Raw genomic sequence first — 18804 nt, 5'->3', positions numbered from 1 at the left:
ATCACTAAAAACACAGGCAATTGATGGAAGTGTGTTAAAAGAAGGTGATTATTGTATATAAAATACGCATACAGATTTTTCGGGACTAGACCTAATACCAAACTGTACCGTATAATCCTCCGCATCACTGGCCCCTTAGCTCAGTGGTTAGAGCAGGCGACTCATAATCGCTTGGTCGCTGGTTCAAGTCCAGCAGGGGCCACCAGAATTATCAAGGGGTCGCATCAAAAGTGCGACCCCTTAGTTTTTTCTAGAATACCTTCTGGCAGTAGCGTGAGGCATGACCGGTTAATACCGCTACAGTAACAAGCGTTCTCGTATTTCCCTCCGTGACACCAATCACATCCCATAAACATCAAAACGCCCAGATAAATAACAAGCAAATGGGTGATTATGCCAGCGGCTTATCGCGCACTTTACGCTCAATGCGTTGACCATACGAATCAAAATAGCAGCTAGTCGAAGTCTCCCCTCCCTGAATCACCATTGAAGATGTCGATAGCAGACACATTGATAACAACTTCCTACCCATGTTTGAATACTCAGGGATGCGAAACCTTGACCATTGGGTTTTGCCAATGACGCAGCTACTTTAACTGATTGGTTTATCTGACTTAATAAGCGAATTCGTATAAGCGTTTAAGGATACTGTACTGCTCCGCACTTAACACTATAGCCGAAATAAAGATAAACCAACTTGTCCCCGATACAGTTAGAAAACTAGTTAATTACTTGAATTGGAAAATAACAAAATAGCGGAAAGAGTGTAAAAAAACGCCCCCATATAAGTTGATTACACCTAACCGAAAGTTCAATTCAAAAAAATATCACTCCGTAAAAATACATCGAAATATGTAATTAACGCATAAATCAATCTATAAATAACTATAGAAACTATTTCGTTATTATCTATCATAGAACTGAGGAATAAACTTATTAATAATTAAATAAAAATGGAATATATAAACAGAAAAATCCGAAAATTACTCTTATTCATTCAATTTAAATCCAATAGAGAAAATAAATACAAACACCACTCAACACAGTTGATTTAGCTGTAAAGCCGAATAAACATAGAGATAAAATTGTGTATTTTCGCTTAAGACTTTCAATGACATTCTTTCTTTGGTGTTTCTGATGGACAATAAATGTAGCAGGACTATCAGAATTTATTTAAACTCATCGACGTAAATGAACTATTACGCAAGTTATACCTCCTTATCTAACAAGAGAACAACATGAAAACTTCCCATAAACTATTGGCCAGTCTGGTTTGTATTCTCACGCTTGCTGGCTGCGCACGTAATATGCCGATCTTGACTCCTCAAACCACAATCATGAGCCACAACTCCCTGCCAAGCGTGAAAAAAGCGATTTTGGAAGCAGGTAAAAAACGCAAATGGGTCATGACGGAAGTTTCTCCAGGTGTCATTGATGGGTTCCTGAAAAATCGTGATCACGATGCTCAAATTCGCATCACTTATACCAATAAAAACTACGTTATTAATTATGTTGGCAGCCATAAATTAAGAGAGAAAAACGGTACAATTCACCGCAACTATAATCGCTGGGTTAATAACTTGGATAAAGATATTCAGTTAAATTTAGCCCTGTTGGCTAATCAGTAATCATCAAATTCAAAACCTATTCCAATGGACAAAAATGCCGGATGAATAGGTTTTGACGCTTTAATATTTTTTCAGGCCATTTTTCTGGCCATAGATATCGGATATTTAAATATATGACCACACCCTACGATTATGACAAGGATGATATCAGTGCACTTGAGGCAATTACTGAAGCCCAGCGCATTGCTTTTGCTCCCATGCTATTTCAAACTGCCATTGGTTTGCGTGATTGTGGAATTTTATCTTTCCTGGATAAAAACCATAAAAACGGAGCAACGAGAGACGAAATCTGTGGTTATTCTGAATTAGACAATTACGGTGTCGGTATTCTGCTTGATATGGGGTTGAGCGGCAGAATTATCATTAAGAAAGATGAACGCTATTTCCTCGGCAAAATTGGGCATTATTTGCTGCATGATAAAATGACACGCGTCAATATGGATTTTACCCAGGATGTCTGTTATCAAGGGTTATTTCACCTCAAAGAATCTCTTATGAAAAATAAACCCGCTGGATTGCAGGTATTCGGCGAGTGGTCCACAATTTACCCAGCCCTCAGCCAATTGCCCGAACCTGCAAAAACAAGCTGGTTTTCCTTTGACCATTTTTATTCCGATTCCGCCTTCAGTGAAGCCTTAAAAACCATTTTCTCCCTCGATCCCAAAGTGATTTATGATGTTGGTGGCAATACAGGAAAATGGGCATTGCGCTGTTGCCAATATGACAGTAAAGTCAGCGTCACTATTTTGGATTTACCCCAGCAAATAAAACTGGCTGAAGAAAATATACGCAGCCAAGGCATGGCTGATCGTATTTCCGGCTATCCCGTTGATATGTTATCGGATAAGGATTTACCCACCGACGCTGATATCTGGTGGATGAGCCAATTCCTGGATTGTTTTTCCGAAACACAAATTGTAGGCATTCTACGCAAGATCTCAACAGCAATGAAACCAGATTCACGGATCTGCATCATGGAGCTATTCTGGGACTGCCAGCCTTTTGAAGCAGCGGCTTACAGCCTCAATGCGACTTCGCTTTATTTTACATGCATGGCAAATGGTAACAGTCGTTTTTATAGCATTAATGATTTTACCCAATTCCTTCATAAAGCAGGGTTGATAATAGAGAACCAGATTGATCAGTTAGGTCTTGGTCATACTTTACTGATCTGCAAAAAGCAGTAACACACGGTATTTCATGAAATTGACATTGGATATTATAGATTGGCAAGCCATTGCACCGGGACTTTCCACGCCTGAAGAATGGGCAGAATGGTCTGCAACTTCTCCTGCAATAATTGATAAGTCTCACCCATTAGCAAAATGCTCTCAATTGCCCATGATGACAGCTCGCCGACTCAGCTCAGGCAGCCGTCTTGCTGTGGATTGTGGTTTGAGCATCCTGCGCCGCCACCAAGTTGACGCTATTGTTTATACCAGCCGTCACGGTGAATTGGAGCGCAATTATCAAATACTGCAAAATCTAGCGCAGGCTGAGAGTGTTTCACCAACCAATTTTGCCATGTCAGTTCATAATTCGTCTGTCGGCAATCTGACTATTGTGGCCAAAGCCCCTCTTGTTTCCTCTTCAGTTTCAGCCGGCATTGACAGCTTCCAGCAAGGATTATTTGAAGTATTTTCACTGTTCCATGCCGGTCATAAAAAAGTGCTGATTGTCGATTTTGATGGAGAAATCCCACATTTTTACAACAATGTCATTGATGCCAGTGTACCAAACTACCCCTTCGCGGTAGCCCTGCTATTGGAGCAAGGAACGTCTCTTCATTGCACCAAACAAACTTCACAGGAAACCGAGCCTGACCTTCCGCAAAGCCTCCAGTTTCTTCATGGCTGGCTGCAAGGTGGGCAAAATTTCGTTGTTTCCGGGGATCATTGCCGATGGTGCTGGGCTGGGTAAGATGATGAAGAGCATTGCAATCACTGTCGTTGAACGAATTAATTGGCTTTGGCGTTTACTTATGACAGGGCTTTGTTTTGCCCTGTTTGGTATTGGCGGTTTACTCCTTTCCTTGACCTGGTTTAATTTGCTGCTGGTTTTCCAACGCAATGAAGAAAAACGTTGCCGTATTGCACGCCACAGCATTTCCGTCAGTTTTCGCTTGTTCCTTTTTCTGACCCGAAAATTAGGTGTGCTGGATTACCATTTTAGAGGTTTGGAGAAAGTTCGGGCGGATAAAGGATGCCTGATTGTTGCTAATCACCCGACGTTGTTAGATTACGTCATATTGGCATCAACGATGCCCGACGTAGATTGCATCGTGAAATCCTCGTTACTGCGCAATCCATTTGTGAATGGCGTGATCCGCTCTGCCCGCTACCTCATTAACAGTGAGGCAGAAACGTTGCTGCCCGTCTGCCGTAAGCGCCTGTCTTCCGGCCACAATATCTTAATTTTCCCGGAAGGAACGCGTACAACCCCTGGTCATCCTATTTCACTTCAACGCGGGGCGGCCAATATTGCCGTACGGTGTGAGTGTGATCTACGGATCATACATATTACTTGCAGCCAAAAAATGCTGGATAAAAAAAGCAAGTGGTATCAAATTCCGCCGAAAAAACCCATTTATACAATCACAATTGGTGACCATCTCACCAACGAAAATTTTGCTGTCAGTATTGAAAATGGGCACGCCATCGCAGCCCGTCAACTCAATCGTCAGCTCACTCAATTACTAACACCAACAAATTAATCACTATCGGATATGATGATGCAAGAATTACACATTGAAATAAAACAACTCATTATAGATACCCTGAATCTGGAAGATCTTACCCCTGCTGATATTGAAACTGACGCTCCCCTGTTTGGCGATGGCTTAGGTCTGGATTCTATTGATGCTCTGGAACTGGGTTTGGCCGTCAAAAACCGCTATGGCATTGTGTTGTCTTCCGAAAGTGAAGAAATGCGCCAGCATTTTTCTTCAATCGCCACATTGGCACATTACATCCAGTCGCAACAAGCATAAGAACAGGTGACATCATGGAAAAACAAGCCATTTTTCAGGAAGTATCACAATTATTAGTTCAGTTATTTGAGCTGGCGCCTGAAGACATTACGCCTGAGTCCCGACTCTATGAAGATCTTGAACTGGACAGCATTGACGCTGTTGATATGGTCGTTCATTTACAGAAAAAAACGGGACGCAAGATCAAACCAGAAGCGTTTAAATCTGTTCGTACCGTGCAAGATGTTGTCGATGCAGTCGAGCAGTTATTGAACGAAGAACAATGAAAGACGAATAATCCGCAAAGTAAAAATAGAAACAAGCCGTAAATACTTGGATAGTTAATTGATTTTATTACTCCGCATTGCCAATACCGTCATGTTAATCGCCTGGCCTTTCTTAGTGTGGGCGATGGTCACCTATGGCCATTTTCATGCAGTATTAACTGTCATTATTCTGTTTTTCGTTGTGCGATTACTGATAAACAAGCATCACGCGCGCAATCAGCAAGACACTGGCTGGAATAGCGGATGGATATTATCCATCGCAGGGATAACACTGGGATTAGCCAGTTTATTCCTGCGCAATCATCACTTGTTGATGTACTACCCGGTCGTGGTCAATGTTGTTTTGCTGATGATTTTTGCGGGTTCATTACGTTATGGCCCTCCCATCATTGAAAGGGTAGCGCGTCTCAAAGAGCCTGATTTGCCTCCGGAGGGCGTCGCGTATACGCGCAAGGTCACTTATATCTGGTGCCTGTTCTTTATGTTTAATGGTTCCGTGGCGCTGGGCACTTGCCTATACAACGATATGAACCTGTGGACAGTCTGGAACGGAATGGTGAGTTACCTGTTAATCGGATTACTTATCTCCATTGAATGGCTGGTGCGTCAGCGGGTAAGGAAAAAATGAAAGTACAACCGATATCCCAATGGTTATCAGAGGATAATTGCCCCAATCGAGTTATCTGTTGGGAAAGCCACTCAAACAGCCAGAAAAAAACCAGCCTGAAAACATTTCGGCAGGATGTCATTGCTCTGTATCTGCGTTTGAAAAAACAGTCCCAACAACATGAAGGACAAGCCACTTCCCGCTGGGCACTGTGCTTTGACGATAGCTACTCTTTCTGCGTTGCATTGCTGGCGACGCTGTATGCAGGCCAGATCCCGGTGATCCCGGGCCATTGCCGCGAAGCTCAATTGCAGGAGCAGCAATCCCTGTTTGATGGCGTGCTGACAGATTTACCACTGGCATTATCCTGCCCTTGTTGGCAGCCTGAATTGGATATTGCGCCTCAAACTGCGCTTCACGTCGAATTACCAACCATCTCACCCGATGCCTTTTTGGTGATGTTCACCTCTGGTTCAACCGGCACTCCCCAGCAGGTCATCAAATCAGTAGCCGCTATGGATCTTGAATCTCAATGGTTGGCCTCGCTGTGGGGAGAACAACTCCAATCCTGCGTTATCAGGGCATCAGTCAGCCATCAGCATTTGTATGGTTTAACATTCCGCATCTGGTTGCCAATGTCACTCGGTCTCCCCTTTGACCGCAAGTTGGTGGAATTTCCGGAACAACTAATCAATAGCCCCCGTTGCGCACTGATCAGCAGCCCGGCTTTTTTGCAGCGATTGGATAGCAGCCTCCCCGCCCCTGATTGTACTTTCGTCGTATCTGCGGGTGGGCCTTTGCATTTTGCCCATGCTGAACAAGCCATGCACTGGCTCAGCACCATCCCCAATGAAATTTATGGCTGTACCGAAACCGGCGTTATCGCTTGGCGCAGCCGTAAAACCGAGAATGCCATCTGGATGAAATTTAAGGGCGTCTCCTTCTTGGAAGATGACGAAAAAAACCTGCGCGTCTATTCTCCGTTGCTTGCTGAGTCTGCGGGCTTAGTGCTGGATGACCAGTTTGAATTTGATGACCAAGGCAACTTCACGTTATTGGGGCGTAGGGATCGCTTGGTAAAAATTGAAGAAAAACGCATTTCCCTGACAGAGATTGAGCGACGTCTGTGTGACACACCTGACGTCATTGATGCGGCAGCCCTGCTCATCAGTCGCGGGAAGCGTAATCATATTGGTGCAGTCGTGGTTTTAGACAGCAACGCCTACCAACGTTACCAGCAACAGGGGCTGCGCAAATTTTCACAGGATTGGCGCAATCAATTGAAGCCTTGGCTGGAATCCGTCGCCTTGCCTCGCTATTGGCGGGTCGTCAAAACCATTCCGTTGAACGCCCAAAGCAAGCGTTCATGGCCTGCGTTACAGGAACTATTTAATGAAACCCATTGAAATTCAGCGCGAGCAGCCCGCTCAAAATGAAGCCATCATACAATTGTATTTAGATCCTGCTTTAGATTGGTTTCGTGGGCATTTTCCCATTCAACCCCTTTTGCCGGGCGTGGCACAAATCGATTGGGTTATGCACTATGCCCAAACGCTGTTGGCGCCGGGTTGGTCTTTTTCTTCAATTGAAATGGTGAAATTCCAACTTCCTCTGCAACCGAATGACAAATTGCTATTGAAAATCCAATGGGCAGAAGAAAAACACCTCCTGATTTTTAACTACAGCGTGGCTGTTCCGAACGGGGGCGAATACCAAACTGCGAGCCAAGGAAAGATAAAGCTATGTCGTTGAGTTCAGACAGCATTACGCCCTGTCCGGCCACACCCTGTGCAGTTATGCCCTGTATCGTCATACCTTGCTATAACCACGGTGCAACCATGCCTACGGTATTGGAGCGGCTATCACCTTACCAACTCCACTGCTTTATCGTGGATGATGGCAGTGAAGCCGAAACTCAACACTGCCTAGAAGAACTGGCAAAAACCGTGCCCAATGTCACGCTGATCCGCCTTGAGTCTAATCAGGGCAAAGGTGGTGCGGTCATGGCAGGAATGCGGGCAGCAGCGAATTCAGGATACAGCCACGCATTACAGGTTGATGCGGATGGGCAACATTGTCTGGAAGATATTCCCCTGTTTCTGGCTAAGTCCCGCCAATATCCTCACAAAGTGATTTCCGGCAACCCGATGTACGATGTTTCGGTGCCAAAATCCCGCCTTTATGGCCGCTATATCACACATTTTTGGGTTTGGGTTGAAACGCTCTCTTTCTCCATCAAAGACAGCATGTGTGGTTTTCGGGTCTATCCGTTGGTTCCCACCCTGCAATTGTTGGCTAAACAGGATATTGGCCGCCGGATGGATTTCGACATCGAAATTATGGTACGCCTTTATTGGCAAGGTACAGAAAGTGAATTTGTGCCGACAAAAGTCACTTATCCTGAAAATGGCCTGTCCCATTTTGATGCACTGAGGGACAACCTCAGTATTTCATGGATGCATACCCGCCTGTTTTTCAGCATGTTACCGCGTATTCCGTCGCTATTGTTTCGAAAGAAATTGGTTATAAAAGAACTGCTTTGCAAAGGATCGTGGCACAAACGCCACCATTGGTCTGATATCAAGGAGCGTAAGGGGCTGTTTGGCATGAAGTTTATGCTAACGGTTTATCGCTGGTTCGGACGCAAGCCTTTTGAATGGTTACTTTACCCTGTCGTGGGTTATTTTTGGGCAACCGGTGGGGCGCAGCGTCAGGCATCCCGTCAGTACCTTGAACGCCTGCAACAAACAATGCAACGCAAAAATATCGCCATTCCACATGGCCTTAACAGCTACCGCCATTATCTGCGTTTCGGCGGAGCCATGCTGGATAAGATCGCCAGTTGGCGTGGGGATCTACAGTGGGGCAAAGATATCCAGTTTGCTGCTGATGCAGAAAAAACCCTCTTGGATGGGGATGCTGGCGGTAAATTGCTGCTGGTTTCACATTTAGGTGATATCGAAGTATGCCGGGCTTTGGCCCAACGCTCTGGGCAGAGAACAATCAATGCGTTGGTGTTCACTGAACATGCACAACGTTTCAAGCAAATTATTGAAGAAGTTTCCCCGCAAGCAGGGATCAATTTACTGCCGGTCACCGATGTCGGGGCGGATACCGCCATCATGCTGAAAGAAAAAATTGATGCCGGTGAATGGGTTGCAATTGTTGGTGATCGGATCGCAGTCAATCCTTCACGAACCGGCACCCCACGCATTGTATGGAGCCCATTTCTTGGTCATTCCGCCCCATTCCCGCAAGGCCCTTTCATCCTTGCATCTGTGTTGCGCTGCCCGGTGCTGTTGATGTTCGCGCTCCGACAAAATAACCAATTCAAAGTCTATTGTGAGCACTTCGCCAACCCACTGGAATTGCCGCGCCAACAAAGAGAACAAGCCTTGCAGCAAACCGTCGATCGCTATGCTTCCCGCCTGGAGCACCATGCCCTCCAATCACCGCTTGATTGGTTTAATTTTTTCGATTTTTGGCAACTTCCTGCCAATAGAACGAATAAAAAATAAGGAGTAAGACATGTTAACCCATCCCCGTTTTACTGCCGAAGTTGAGCTCACTGTGCCTTTCCATGATGCCGATCCTATGGGCGTTGTCTGGCATGGAAACTACTTTCGCTATTTTGAAATCGCCCGTGAAGCACTGATGAGCCAGCTCAATTATGGTTACAGTGACATGCGCGAATCTGGCTATGTTTGGCCGGTTGTTGATGCGCGGATCAAATATCGGGCTTCTGTGCGCTTTGAACAAAAAATCCGGATCAGGGCCACCATCGAAGAATTCGAAAATCGACTGAAAATTGCCTATCAGATTTTTGATGCTGCAAGCGGCAAAAAAACCACGATGGGCTACACCATTCAAGTTGCCGTTTCTGAAGAAACACAAGAAATGAGTTTTGTCAGCCCTGATATTCTGCTCGAACGCATGGGGGTAAAACCATGAAAAAATGGCGATGGATGCTGCTATCTCTGGTCGCAAATTTTCTGGTCATCGGTAACGTGGCACATGCTATTCCTGTTGATGCCATTACCGCTGATGCCATTACCCTTGAGAAATTGCAGCAACGTTTCACGCACCAAGCTGTCGTTCGGGCGCATTTCACGCAAGTGCGCCAAATTCAGGGTATGCCCAAACCTCTGCACTCCAATGGCGAAATGTTGGTTTCGCAGCAAAAGGGATTATGGTGGCACCAGCAAAAACCATTCCCGCTGACATTAGTGCTGGATGACCGCAGAATGGTACAGATCATGCCGGGGCAAACGCCCCAAATCATTACTGCGGATTCCAATCCTCAACTTTTTCAGTTCAATCATCTGATGAGAGCCTTGTTTCAAGCCGATCGTGCGGTACTGGAAGAGAACTTCAAGCTCGAATTCAGCGATCTCGGACAAGAAAAGTGGCGCTTGGTACTGACACCCAAAACCTCGCCTTTGGATAAGCTCTTTACGACGATCACCTTGAATGGCCAAGCTAACCTCGATGCGATCTTGCTGATCGATCGTCAGGGTGATCGCACAGAATTATCATTTACTCAACATCAATTGAAGCCAGAGACACTGAGCCATGAAGAAGAACAACACTTCAAGTTCTGAGCCACGCTGGCTTGCAATAATCTGGCTGATAACCTGTGCGGTTTTACTGATAGCCTTATCAGTCCTGCTGCCTCAATCTCGTTTGTCCACCAGCGTGTTGGCGTTACTGCCTGCGCAAAGTGCCGGGGATATGCCGCCGGCATTGCAAGATGAATTTATGCACCGTCTTGATAGCCAAGTCGTTTGGATGGTAAGCCCCGGAAAAACAGAAGATACCGCACCTGCCCAATATTGGCTGGAGCATCTGCAAAAAATGCCATTCCTGACCAATATTAAAGGCCCAATGGCGGCGGATCAGCAGCAAGCATGGGGACGTTTTTACTACGAGCACCGCAATGCGATGCTCGATTCGGCTACCCGTGACCGCTTGGAAAATGGGGGCGATCAGCAAGCGAACTGGATACTGTCCCAAGTTTATTCCGCATTTTCCGGTGTCAGTGGGCAAGAGCTGAATAATGATCCCTTAATGCTGGTCAGAGGCTCACAATTTGCCCTCCAGCAAACATCCAGCCAGTTGCGGCTTCAGCATGGCTGGTTAATGGCCAAAGATAATTTGGGCAGGAACTGGTACTTGCTGCACGGAGAACTGAAAAGTTCTTCCTTCGATATGCAGCAAGGGCATTATGCCGTGACTGAACTGAACAAGTTGCGGCAATCGCTGAAAAAACAATTTCCTGATGCGGAGGTCATTTCGCGGGGAACACTTTTCTACAGCGATTACGCCACCCAACAAGCAAAACATGATATTTCAACATTGGGCAGCGCAACTGTTTTCGGCGTACTTCTGCTGATTTATGGCGTGTTTCGCTCCCTGAAACCACTGTTCTTGTGCGTATTGTCCATCAGTATTGGAGCGTTGGCAGGCACAGTGGTCACCTTGAGTCTCTTTGGTGACCTGCATTTTATGACGCTGGTGATGAGCATCAGTATCATCGGCATTTCTGCCGACTATGCCATTTATTATCTGACAGAGCGCATGGTTCACGGGCAGGAAGCCACGCCCTGGCAAAGTATGCGGAAAGTTTTGCCTGCATTGTTGATGGCATTGGCGACAACCGTCATCGCCTATCTGGTCATGATGTTTGCTCCGTTCCCTGGCCTGCGCCAATTGGCAGTCTTTGCCGCTGCGGGATTGACAGCATCCTGCCTGACCGTTGTCTGTTGGTATCCTCGGCTGGCTAACAATCTGCCTGTACGCCCTATTCCTGCCATGATCACGCTGATGCGTTGGTTGGCCTTGTGGCGACGCAATCGGGTGTTTTATATCGGGCTTCCCTGCGCATTGGCTATTTTTGCCATATTGGGTATCTCCCGTTTACAGATCAATGATGACATTTCCCAACTGCAAGCACTGCCGCAGGAGATTCATCAGCAGGAAAAAAGTATCGCAGCGCTGACCGGGCAACGCAGCGACCAAAAGTGGTTCGTTATTTTCGGCGATACTGCCGAGCAAACATTACAACGCTTGGAATCTTTCATTCCCAAGCTGGATGCAGAAAAACAGCAGGGCAATATCAGCCATTACCAGCGGTTTCCCCTTTCTTCTCAGGCCCAACAACAACGCGATCTTGAACTGATAAAATCTGCCATTCCCAATATCATGGACAGGCTAGCGGATGCGGGATTAAGCATCAAACAACCGGATGCTCATCCCATGACGGTCACGCCGGATGATTGGCTCAACAGTGTTGTCAGTGAAGGATGGCGCCTGATGTGGATAACCTTGCCGAATGGTCAAAGTGGTGTCCTGCTGCCAGTCAATGGAGTGAAAAATAGTATGTTGATGCGTCAACTGGCAGAAGGTCAGACAGGAATCAGTTGGGTTGATCGCAAACTGGCTTTTGATGAGATGTTTCAATTTTACCGAACCATGCTTGGCTGGTTGCTGGCGGGTTCAATCATCCTCATTGCCATCAGTTATCTTGTACGTTTGGGACTGCGCCGTGGAGCCATCAGCATATTGCCATCATTGCTCTCTATCGGCTGCGGGCTGGCCGTTCTCGGGTTCAGCGGCCACAGTCTTAACCTGTTCTCCATTCTGGCTTTGGTCTTGGTACTCGGAATTGGCATCAACTATACCCTGTTTTTCAGCAACCCTCGTGGCACAACACTGACCTCGTTATTGGCAATAAGCGTTGCAATGTGCACTTCATTGCTCACGCTGGGCATGTTGATATTCAGTGCCACCCAGGCAATCAGCAGCTTTGGCATCGTGTTGTGCAGCGGGATTTTTACCGCATTCCTGCTGTCGCCGCTGGCAATACCGGAACGCCAAAAAAGGAAAAAGAAATCATGATACGGCTATTGATTTTATCTCTGGCTTGCCTGTTGGCAGCATGTACAAACTTCCCGCAAGATAATACCCCCAGTGCCTGGCTTAAGCCGGGTGTACGGGTTTCCTTGCCGGAGCCGGTTATTTCACCTGCCATTAATGAACAACAATTGCTCACCGCCACAGTGAAAGGCAAGCAACAATCATTGATTGTGCTCCTCAGTGCCAACGAACAGCACCTGTCACTGGCTGGCTTATCTTCATTGGGTATCCGGTTATTCAAACTGGATTACGACAAAAACGGCATCCATACCGAGCAATCCATTGTCCTGCCGGAACTTCCCCCCGCCAACCAAGTATTGGCCGATATCATGCTCAGTTATTGGCCGATTTCAGCCTGGCAAACACAGCTGCCTGATGGCTGGGAACTCAGGGACAACGGGGCTCTCCGTCAGTTATATGACAAGAGCGGGAAATTGATTACAGAAATTCATTATGAAGCCCCGAATGGCAAACGACGCCCGATCCGCGTCCAGCAATTCATTTTTGGTTATGACATCGCCATTCAGCCTCTGGAAGAGTAAAACATGATTTATATTTCTGCGGTGGGTATGCTCAATGCCTTGGGTAACAATGTGGATGATATCGCCCAAAATCTCGTACTCGGCCACGCTCCCGGCATGTATGAGCGTTCAGGCTGGTTGCAACCCGACAAAACCTGCTGCCTTGGCGGTGTTGACGGTGAACTGCCGGCCATTCCGGATGATCTGTCCAAACATAACAGTCGTAACAATCGGTTGCTGCTGGCTGCATTGTTGCAAATAAAACCACAGGTAGATGCGGCTATCGCCCGCCATGGCAGGGAACGCGTTGCCGTTATCATGGGAACCAGCACATCGGGTCTAGAAGAAGGGGACCAGCATGTCAGCCGGACTTTCCATCAACAACCCGATGATCGATACCATTATTACCAACAAGAGTTGGGGGATCCTTCCCGCTTCCTTGCCAATTACCTCGGTATTGACGGGCCTGCATTTACCATTTCCACGGCTTGTTCATCCAGTTCACGTGCAATTATCAGCGGTCAGCGACTCATTGAAATGGGATTAGTGGATGTCGCAATTGTTGGTGGCGCAGACACACTGAGCCGTATGCCAATCAATGGATTCAATAGCCTCGAATCGCTTTCTCCTGCCCTGTGCGAACCCTTTTGTGAAAATCGTCAGGGAATTACTATCGGGGAAGCGTCAACGTTACTGCTGCTCACGCGGGAGCCACATCCTGTTGCATTGCTGGGTGCAGGTGAATCCAGTGATGCCTGGCATATGTCCGCGCCTCATCCGGAAGGCAAAGGCGCCATGGAAGCCATCAATATGGCGTTGAACAACGCCGCGTTATCCCCGGCAGAAATCGGTTATATCAACTTGCATGGAACCGGCACAAAATTGAATGACCAGATGGAATCCCTCATCGTTAATCAGATTTTTGGTGAAAACATACCGAGCAGTTCAACCAAGTATCTAACAGGCCATACGCTGGGCGCAGCCGGTGCATGTGAAGCCGGGCTGTGCTGGTTGATGCTCACACGCAATCTTCCCCTGCCAGCCCAAGATTTTTCGCACTCACGAATAGACAGTTCATTGCCGGGCTGTGGCCTGTTAACTCAACCCAAACGCTTGGAAAAACCCATTATCATGTCAAATTCTTTTGCTTTTGGTGGAAACAATACCAGCTTGATATTAGGAGTTGCATGATGGCTGATTATTTACCTGTAGACAGCTATCTCCCGCATGAATCGCCGATGGTGTTACTGGATAACGTTGCCAATGTTTCTGACAGCCATGTCTATTGTCAGGTGACCGTCAGCAAAAATGGCGTACTGTCCCCTTTCCTTAATGAACAAGGTGATTTGCCGGGTTGGTTTGCCATTGAAATCATGGCCCAGACCATTGGTGTCTGGTCTGGCTGGCATCGCAAAAAAAATGAAGAAGAGGATTCAGCTCTGGGGATGTTGCTGGGAGGCCGGGCGATTCGTTGTCAGGTACCCGCTTTCACACAAGGCAGTGTGTTGGATATCCGCATGAATTTACTATTACAAGATGAAAAATTTGGCAGTTTTGAAGGTGAAATAAGTTGTAACGGTATTGTGCTCGTAACAGGCCGCCTGAATACCTACCAACCTAACAAAACAGAACTTACACAACTAATAAACAGGATGGAGTAGCATAATGCGTTCAGTTCTAGTGACCGGTGCCAGCAAAGGGATCGGCAGGGCAATAGCTCATCGATTGGCAGCGGACGGTTTTACTGTCATCGTACATTATCACCGCGACGCCAAAGGCGCGGAAGAAACACTGGAACAAATCCGGGCAAGCGGCGGCAACGGTCGCGTACTGAGTTTTGATGTTTCGGATCGCACTGTCTGCCGTGAGGTGCTGGAAAATGATATCGACGCTCATGGCGCTTACTATGGCATCGTCTGCAATGCAGGGATCGCCAAAGATGGCGCATTCCCCGCACTGGAAGGCAGTGATTGGGACGATGTTATCCACACGAATCTGGATGGCTTCTACAATGTCATCCATCCATGCATGATGCCAATGATAGGGCTGCGCCAAGGCGGACGAATTATCACGCTGTCATCCGTTTCTGGCCTGATGGGCAACCGCGGGCAAGTCAATTACAGTGCTGCTAAGGCGGGCATTATCGGAGCAACAAAAGCCTTGGCGATTGAGTTGGCAAAAAGAAAAATCACCGTGAACTGCATTGCGCCGGGGTTGATTGGCACCGACATGATCCAGATGGAAGAAGCCGCCCTAAAAGAAGCCATGAACATGATCCCAATGAAACGCATGGGACAAGCCGATGAAGTCGCCGGCCTTGCCAGCTATCTGATGTCGGATATTGCGGGCTATGTCACCCGTCAGGTCATCTCAATCAATGGAGGAATGCTATGAGCCGCAGAGTTGTTATCACCGGAATGGGAGGCATCACAGCATTGGGGCATGACTGGCAATCTGTTTCTGCCGGATTGAAAGCTGGCACCAATACCATCCAGCAGATGCCGGCATGGGCAGAATATGACGGGCTAAATACCCATCTCGGAGCACCTGTCACCGATTTTGTACTGCCTGAACACTATACCCGTAAACGCATTCGCTCCATGGGGCGTGTTTCTCTGATGTCAACACGTGCAACAGAACTGGCATTGGAGATGGCAGGCTTGCTTGATGATCCCATACTCACCAATGGAGAAACGGGCATCGCTTATGGTTCTTCAACCGGCAGCACAAAACCCGTCAGCGAATTTGCCACCATGCTGACTGAAAAGCATACCAATAACATCACGGGCACAACCTATGTGCAAATGATGCCACACACCACGGCGGTCAATACGGGGCTGTTCTTTGGGCTGCGCGGCCGGGTCATCCCAACCTCAAGCGCGTGTACCTCTGGCAGCCAAGCGATTGGTTATGCGTGGGAAGCCATCCGTCATGGCTATCAAACCGTGATGGTGGCGGGCGGAGCCGAAGAACTGTGCCCATCTGAAGCCGCCGTATTTGATACTCTGTTCGCCACCAGCCAGAAAAATGATCGTCCGAACACCACGCCTTCCCCATTTGATATTAACCGTGATGGTCTGGTGATTGGCGAAGGTGCCGGGACATTAATCCTTGAAGAACTGGAACATGCCAAAGCGCGTGGTGCCAAGATTTATGGCGAAATCATCGGGTTTGCCACGAATTGTGATGCATCCCATATCACTCAGCCAAAATCTGAAACTATGCAGATATGCATTGAAACGGCATTGAAATCTGCGGGATTACAGCCGGCAGATATCGGTTATATCAGCGCCCACGGTACAGCAACCGAGCGCGGGGATGTGGCAGAAAGTCAGGCGACTGCCAATATTTTCGGCAACCAGACGCCAATCTCTTCACTGAAGAGCTATTTTGGTCACACACTGGGGGCTTGTGGAGCACTGGAAGCATGGTTATCCATCGAAATGATGAACGAAGGTTGGTTCGCCCCAACCATTAACCTCAACGACGTTGATCCTGCCTGTGGCGAGTTGGATTACATTATGCATCAGCCGCGTAAAATCCAGACTGAATTTATTCAAAGCAATAACTTTGCCTTTGGTGGGATTAATACCTCAATTGTGATCCGTCGCTGGAATTAATTTAACGTTTTAACATCACTGATAATAACAATTTCCGCGAATCAAAAATTAAAGGCCATTGGGTGATTAACCCAAATGGCCTTATTTACGTTTCCGTTATTTCTTATTTTATACCCGTCGTCTTTCAAGTTGCCTCTTTGTTGGCTGCGTTCATTCACCCCAGTCACATAGTTATCTATGCTCCTAGGGTTCATTCCCTTGCCGCCGCGACGCATCTTAAAATCCATAGGGTATAGAAATCCGCCAGCATAACATCAGGCATTATTACGGACAGCATTTATAGTCTCATGCCATTTATTGCTAATGCTTATCGCATTTTTTGCCGGCCGGAGGAGTGCTTACAACAGCTATAGTAAACAAAGTGAGGGTAAAGGGCAGTATCAATATGATGGAAGATAACGGCTTATTTTATCGTAAAGGACAATGCTCCAATTTTTGGCTATTTTCAGGATCACGCAGCTCTATACATAACGTTCCATCTCAAGATCCTGCCGCTCAAACAATCAAAATTTATTCTTCGGAAATAGACATGATTGGCAGTCATTCATACTTCACTTTCCAGCACCTTCCGCCGGCTAAATGGCCATTCTTAAATCCATCAATAATTAAGGTAGCCTATGAATTCCACTAACCCCCCTTCTTGGGGACAACTGCTTTATGGGCGCAACGGTTTGCTTTCAATCGCACTCGCCGGAGGCGTTGCATTACATGCTATCAATATCTATGTCACAACAACAATCCTGCCATCTGTCGTGCGAGATATTGGTGGGCTTGAGTACTATGCATGGAATACGACTTTGTTCATGGTCGCATCTATTATCGGTGCGCCATTATCCAAAAGCGTACTGAGCCGTTTCGGGCCACGCGCCGCCTATGTCATTGCTCTCATTATATTCTGTATAGGGACATTCATATGTTCTAGTGCAAAAGATATGTTATGGATGCTTACCGGACGATTTATCCAAGGTTTCGGTGGTGGAATTCTGTTTGCACTGAGCTACGCGCTTATTCGTATTGTATTCAATGAGCGTTTGTGGTCCCGCGCAATGGCGATGGTTTCCGGAATGTGGGGGATTGCAACGCTCTGCGGCCCTGCAATCGGAGGCATCTTTGCGCATTCAGACTCTTGGCGTTTTGCATTTATCGCTCTTCTTCCGGTTGCCGCTCTACTTGCGATAATCGTGCTGACCCAACTCCCCTCTCATGAAAAATCCAATATTCAGTCAGGGCAGGTGGCACTTGGTAAGATCCTGCTACTTGGCGTATCGGTGCTCACCATCTCAGTCGCCAGTCTATCGAAGGAAATTTCTGTAAACATTGTAGGTGTTGCGGCTGGGCTTACGATAGCCGCGTTAATTGCACGCTTTGACCATCAAGCGAAAATTAAACTCATGCCAACGGGTGCTTACAATATACACATGCCTCTTGGTGCAATTTATGCCTGCATGAGTCTACTTGTTATTGGTATAACGACCGAAATATTTGTCCCCTATTTTCTACAAACCATTCACGGTTATAGCCCATTAATCGCTGGGTATGCTACAGCATTAATGGCTGCAGGCTGGACGGTGGGTTCATTATTCAGTTCAGGGCGCAGTCCACATACAGCACAAAAATTTGTTCGGCTTGGCCCTGTTCTTGTTGTGCTTGCGCTCCTTGTGCTAGCAATCATCATTCCAGCACAACACCTGTTTGGCTCAGCCACTAGCTTTATATTGATATGCATCGTGCTTACGGCTGTTGGTATCGGCATTGGTGCTACGTGGCCTCACCTGCTCACGCAGGTACTTAAAAATGCGCCTGCGGGTCAAGAAGATCTGGCATCGACTTCGATTACCACGGTACAACTCTATGCTACCGCCATTGGTTCTGCGCTTGCTGGCATTGTCGCTAATCTGGCTGGATTCTCTGATCCTGGTGGTTTAGCGGGTGCTCAAAATGCAGCTATGTGGCTGTTCGCAATCTTTGCAATTGCACCGGTACTTGCAACATTTGTCGCACGTCGGGCCGCCATCCAAAAGAGTGGCAGCGCCTCGCAGTAAAAAGGGTTTACGGCGATTTTTGCAAAATAAATGCCGCCAGAAAAATACTGAGAATTGATGATGTGATAAGAGTATCTCTCAATATTCTGGCGGCTATTTGAGCGGGAGTGTTAGAAATTCTGATATCTTTCTGTTTCTATTGATATTTATGTCAAGGGAGAACTCAACCATACTTATTGTTATTGTCACATAATACAATAAAATATTTATCCCCAT

General features: G+C 46.9%; 21 protein-coding genes and 1 tRNA gene. 21 read left to right on the top strand and 1 reads right to left on the bottom strand.

Annotated elements, in window-relative coordinates; genetic code table 11:
- The first annotated feature begins 129 nt into the window (after window positions 1-129).
- Window positions 130-205 (top strand) — tRNA-Ile (locus tag BM100_RS10665).
- Between the two features lie 186 nt (window positions 206-391).
- On the opposite strand, the gene BM100_RS23030 is transcribed toward BM100_RS10665, so the two are convergent.
- Window positions 392-532 carry a hypothetical protein gene (locus BM100_RS23030; RefSeq protein ID WP_175494939.1) on the bottom strand — a complete coding sequence of 47 codons (141 nt, stop codon included), beginning with the start codon at window positions 530-532 and terminating at the stop codon, window positions 392-394.
- A 706-nt stretch (window positions 533-1238) separates the two neighbouring features.
- Between BM100_RS23030 and BM100_RS10660 the strand changes: the two genes are divergently transcribed.
- The 20 genes from BM100_RS10660 (at window position 1239) to BM100_RS10565 (ending at window position 18588) form a co-directional block, all read left to right on the top strand.
- Window positions 1239-1628, top strand: coding sequence for a hypothetical protein (locus BM100_RS10660; RefSeq protein ID WP_092510725.1), 390 nt, complete (start codon window positions 1239-1241; stop codon window positions 1626-1628).
- 113 nt (window positions 1629-1741) lie between these two features.
- On the top strand, window positions 1742-2815 hold the full coding sequence (locus BM100_RS10655; RefSeq protein ID WP_092510723.1) for a methyltransferase: 1074 nt from the start codon (window positions 1742-1744) through the stop codon (window positions 2813-2815).
- A gap of 13 nt (window positions 2816-2828) precedes the next feature.
- Window positions 2829-3548 (top strand): beta-ketoacyl synthase chain length factor, encoded by a 720-nt coding sequence (locus BM100_RS10650; RefSeq protein WP_092510721.1) that lies wholly within the window; start codon window positions 2829-2831, stop codon window positions 3546-3548.
- A gap of 4 nt (window positions 3549-3552) precedes the next feature.
- Window positions 3553-4341, top strand: coding sequence for a lysophospholipid acyltransferase family protein (locus BM100_RS10645; RefSeq protein ID WP_092510883.1), 789 nt, complete (start codon window positions 3553-3555; stop codon window positions 4339-4341).
- 18 nt (window positions 4342-4359) lie between these two features.
- On the top strand, window positions 4360-4617 hold the full coding sequence (locus BM100_RS10640) for a phosphopantetheine-binding protein (protein ID WP_092510719.1): 258 nt from the start codon (window positions 4360-4362) through the stop codon (window positions 4615-4617).
- A gap of 14 nt (window positions 4618-4631) precedes the next feature.
- The gene (locus BM100_RS10635) at window positions 4632-4883 is read left to right on the top strand and encodes an acyl carrier protein (RefSeq protein ID WP_420855317.1); all 252 of its coding nucleotides are present in this window, start codon (window positions 4632-4634) and stop codon (window positions 4881-4883) included.
- A gap of 58 nt (window positions 4884-4941) precedes the next feature.
- Window positions 4942-5511: a COG4648 family protein gene (locus tag BM100_RS10630; RefSeq protein ID WP_244590630.1), complete on the top strand. Its 570-nt coding sequence runs from the start codon at window positions 4942-4944 to the stop codon at window positions 5509-5511.
- The gene (locus BM100_RS10625; RefSeq protein ID WP_092510715.1) at window positions 5508-6896 is read left to right on the top strand and encodes an AMP-binding protein; all 1389 of its coding nucleotides are present in this window, start codon (window positions 5508-5510) and stop codon (window positions 6894-6896) included. The genes BM100_RS10630 and BM100_RS10625 overlap by 4 nt, the downstream gene beginning before the upstream one ends.
- A complete protein-coding gene (locus BM100_RS10620) occupies window positions 6883-7242 on the top strand; it encodes an ApeI family dehydratase (RefSeq protein ID WP_092510713.1) in 360 nt (119 codons plus the stop codon). The genes BM100_RS10625 and BM100_RS10620 overlap by 14 nt, the downstream gene beginning before the upstream one ends.
- Window positions 7233-9008: a glycosyltransferase family 2 protein gene (locus BM100_RS10615; RefSeq protein ID WP_244590629.1), complete on the top strand. Its 1776-nt coding sequence runs from the start codon at window positions 7233-7235 to the stop codon at window positions 9006-9008. Before BM100_RS10620 ends, BM100_RS10615 begins: the two co-directional genes overlap by 10 nt.
- Window positions 9009-9018: 10 nt before the next feature.
- A complete protein-coding gene (locus BM100_RS10610) occupies window positions 9019-9441 on the top strand; it encodes an acyl-CoA thioesterase (RefSeq protein ID WP_092510711.1) in 423 nt (140 codons plus the stop codon).
- A 14-nt stretch (window positions 9442-9455) separates the two neighbouring features.
- Complete coding sequence (locus BM100_RS10605; protein ID WP_092510877.1) at window positions 9456-10091, top strand: LolA family protein; 636 nt, start codon at window positions 9456-9458, stop codon at window positions 10089-10091.
- Window positions 10063-12387, top strand: coding sequence for an MMPL family transporter (locus BM100_RS10600; protein ID WP_092510709.1), 2325 nt, complete (start codon window positions 10063-10065; stop codon window positions 12385-12387). Before BM100_RS10605 ends, BM100_RS10600 begins: the two co-directional genes overlap by 29 nt.
- Window positions 12384-12947: a DUF3261 domain-containing protein gene (locus tag BM100_RS10595; RefSeq protein WP_092510707.1), complete on the top strand. Its 564-nt coding sequence runs from the start codon at window positions 12384-12386 to the stop codon at window positions 12945-12947. The genes BM100_RS10600 and BM100_RS10595 overlap by 4 nt, the downstream gene beginning before the upstream one ends.
- A 3-nt stretch (window positions 12948-12950) precedes the next feature.
- Window positions 12951-14117 carry a beta-ketoacyl-[acyl-carrier-protein] synthase family protein gene (locus tag BM100_RS10590; protein WP_092510705.1) on the top strand — a complete coding sequence of 389 codons (1167 nt, stop codon included), beginning with the start codon at window positions 12951-12953 and terminating at the stop codon, window positions 14115-14117.
- Window positions 14114-14587: a hotdog family protein gene (locus BM100_RS10585; protein ID WP_338066834.1), complete on the top strand. Its 474-nt coding sequence runs from the start codon at window positions 14114-14116 to the stop codon at window positions 14585-14587. Before BM100_RS10590 ends, BM100_RS10585 begins: the two co-directional genes overlap by 4 nt.
- Before the next feature lies 1 nt (window position 14588).
- Window positions 14589-15320: a 3-ketoacyl-ACP reductase FabG2 gene (locus BM100_RS10580; protein WP_092510701.1), complete on the top strand. Its 732-nt coding sequence runs from the start codon at window positions 14589-14591 to the stop codon at window positions 15318-15320.
- Entirely contained in the window at window positions 15317-16546 is a 1230-nt protein-coding gene (locus BM100_RS10575) for a beta-ketoacyl-ACP synthase (protein WP_092510699.1), read from the top strand. Before BM100_RS10580 ends, BM100_RS10575 begins: the two co-directional genes overlap by 4 nt.
- 385 nt (window positions 16547-16931) lie before the next feature.
- Entirely contained in the window at window positions 16932-17177 is a 246-nt protein-coding gene (locus BM100_RS10570; RefSeq protein ID WP_092510697.1) for a hypothetical protein, read from the top strand.
- On the top strand, window positions 17164-18588 hold the full coding sequence (locus BM100_RS10565; RefSeq protein WP_092510695.1) for an MFS transporter: 1425 nt from the start codon (window positions 17164-17166) through the stop codon (window positions 18586-18588). Before BM100_RS10570 ends, BM100_RS10565 begins: the two co-directional genes overlap by 14 nt.
- Window positions 18589-18804: the final 216 nt, after the last annotated feature.

The organism is Xenorhabdus mauleonii (genome assembly GCF_900113945.1).
Lineage (GTDB): Bacteria > Pseudomonadota > Gammaproteobacteria > Enterobacterales > Enterobacteriaceae > Xenorhabdus > Xenorhabdus mauleonii.
The sequence above is the reverse complement of the archived record's forward strand: the minus strand, read 5'-3'. Positions and strand labels throughout refer to the sequence as shown.

What these genes read in the sequence shown, in the direction of transcription:
- BM100_RS23030 (WP_175494939.1), bottom strand. Translation starts at nt 532, where the DNA reads ATGGGTAGGAAGTTGTTATCAATGTGTCTGCTATCGACATCTTCAATG.
- BM100_RS10660 (WP_092510725.1), top strand. Translation starts at nt 1,239, where the DNA reads ATGAAAACTTCCCATAAACTATTGGCCAGTCTGGTTTGTATTCTCACG.
- BM100_RS10655 (WP_092510723.1), top strand. Translation starts at nt 1,742, where the DNA reads ATGACCACACCCTACGATTATGACAAGGATGATATCAGTGCACTTGAG.
- BM100_RS10650 (WP_092510721.1), top strand. Translation starts at nt 2,829, where the DNA reads ATGAAATTGACATTGGATATTATAGATTGGCAAGCCATTGCACCGGGA.
- BM100_RS10645 (WP_092510883.1), top strand. Translation starts at nt 3,553, where the DNA reads ATGAAGAGCATTGCAATCACTGTCGTTGAACGAATTAATTGGCTTTGG.
- BM100_RS10640 (WP_092510719.1), top strand. Translation starts at nt 4,360, where the DNA reads ATGCAAGAATTACACATTGAAATAAAACAACTCATTATAGATACCCTG.
- BM100_RS10635 (WP_420855317.1), top strand. Translation starts at nt 4,632, where the DNA reads ATGGAAAAACAAGCCATTTTTCAGGAAGTATCACAATTATTAGTTCAG.
- BM100_RS10625 (WP_092510715.1), top strand. Translation starts at nt 5,508, where the DNA reads ATGAAAGTACAACCGATATCCCAATGGTTATCAGAGGATAATTGCCCC.
- BM100_RS10620 (WP_092510713.1), top strand. Translation starts at nt 6,883, where the DNA reads ATGAAACCCATTGAAATTCAGCGCGAGCAGCCCGCTCAAAATGAAGCC.
- BM100_RS10615 (WP_244590629.1), top strand. Translation starts at nt 7,233, where the DNA reads ATGTCGTTGAGTTCAGACAGCATTACGCCCTGTCCGGCCACACCCTGT.
- BM100_RS10610 (WP_092510711.1), top strand. Translation starts at nt 9,019, where the DNA reads ATGTTAACCCATCCCCGTTTTACTGCCGAAGTTGAGCTCACTGTGCCT.
- BM100_RS10605 (WP_092510877.1), top strand. Translation starts at nt 9,456, where the DNA reads ATGCTGCTATCTCTGGTCGCAAATTTTCTGGTCATCGGTAACGTGGCA.
- BM100_RS10600 (WP_092510709.1), top strand. Translation starts at nt 10,063, where the DNA reads ATGAAGAAGAACAACACTTCAAGTTCTGAGCCACGCTGGCTTGCAATA.
- BM100_RS10595 (WP_092510707.1), top strand. Translation starts at nt 12,384, where the DNA reads ATGATACGGCTATTGATTTTATCTCTGGCTTGCCTGTTGGCAGCATGT.
- BM100_RS10590 (WP_092510705.1), top strand. Translation starts at nt 12,951, where the DNA reads ATGATTTATATTTCTGCGGTGGGTATGCTCAATGCCTTGGGTAACAAT.
- BM100_RS10585 (WP_338066834.1), top strand. Translation starts at nt 14,114, where the DNA reads ATGATGGCTGATTATTTACCTGTAGACAGCTATCTCCCGCATGAATCG.
- BM100_RS10575 (WP_092510699.1), top strand. Translation starts at nt 15,317, where the DNA reads ATGAGCCGCAGAGTTGTTATCACCGGAATGGGAGGCATCACAGCATTG.
- BM100_RS10570 (WP_092510697.1), top strand. Translation starts at nt 16,932, where the DNA reads ATGATGGAAGATAACGGCTTATTTTATCGTAAAGGACAATGCTCCAAT.
- BM100_RS10565 (WP_092510695.1), top strand. Translation starts at nt 17,164, where the DNA reads ATGAATTCCACTAACCCCCCTTCTTGGGGACAACTGCTTTATGGGCGC.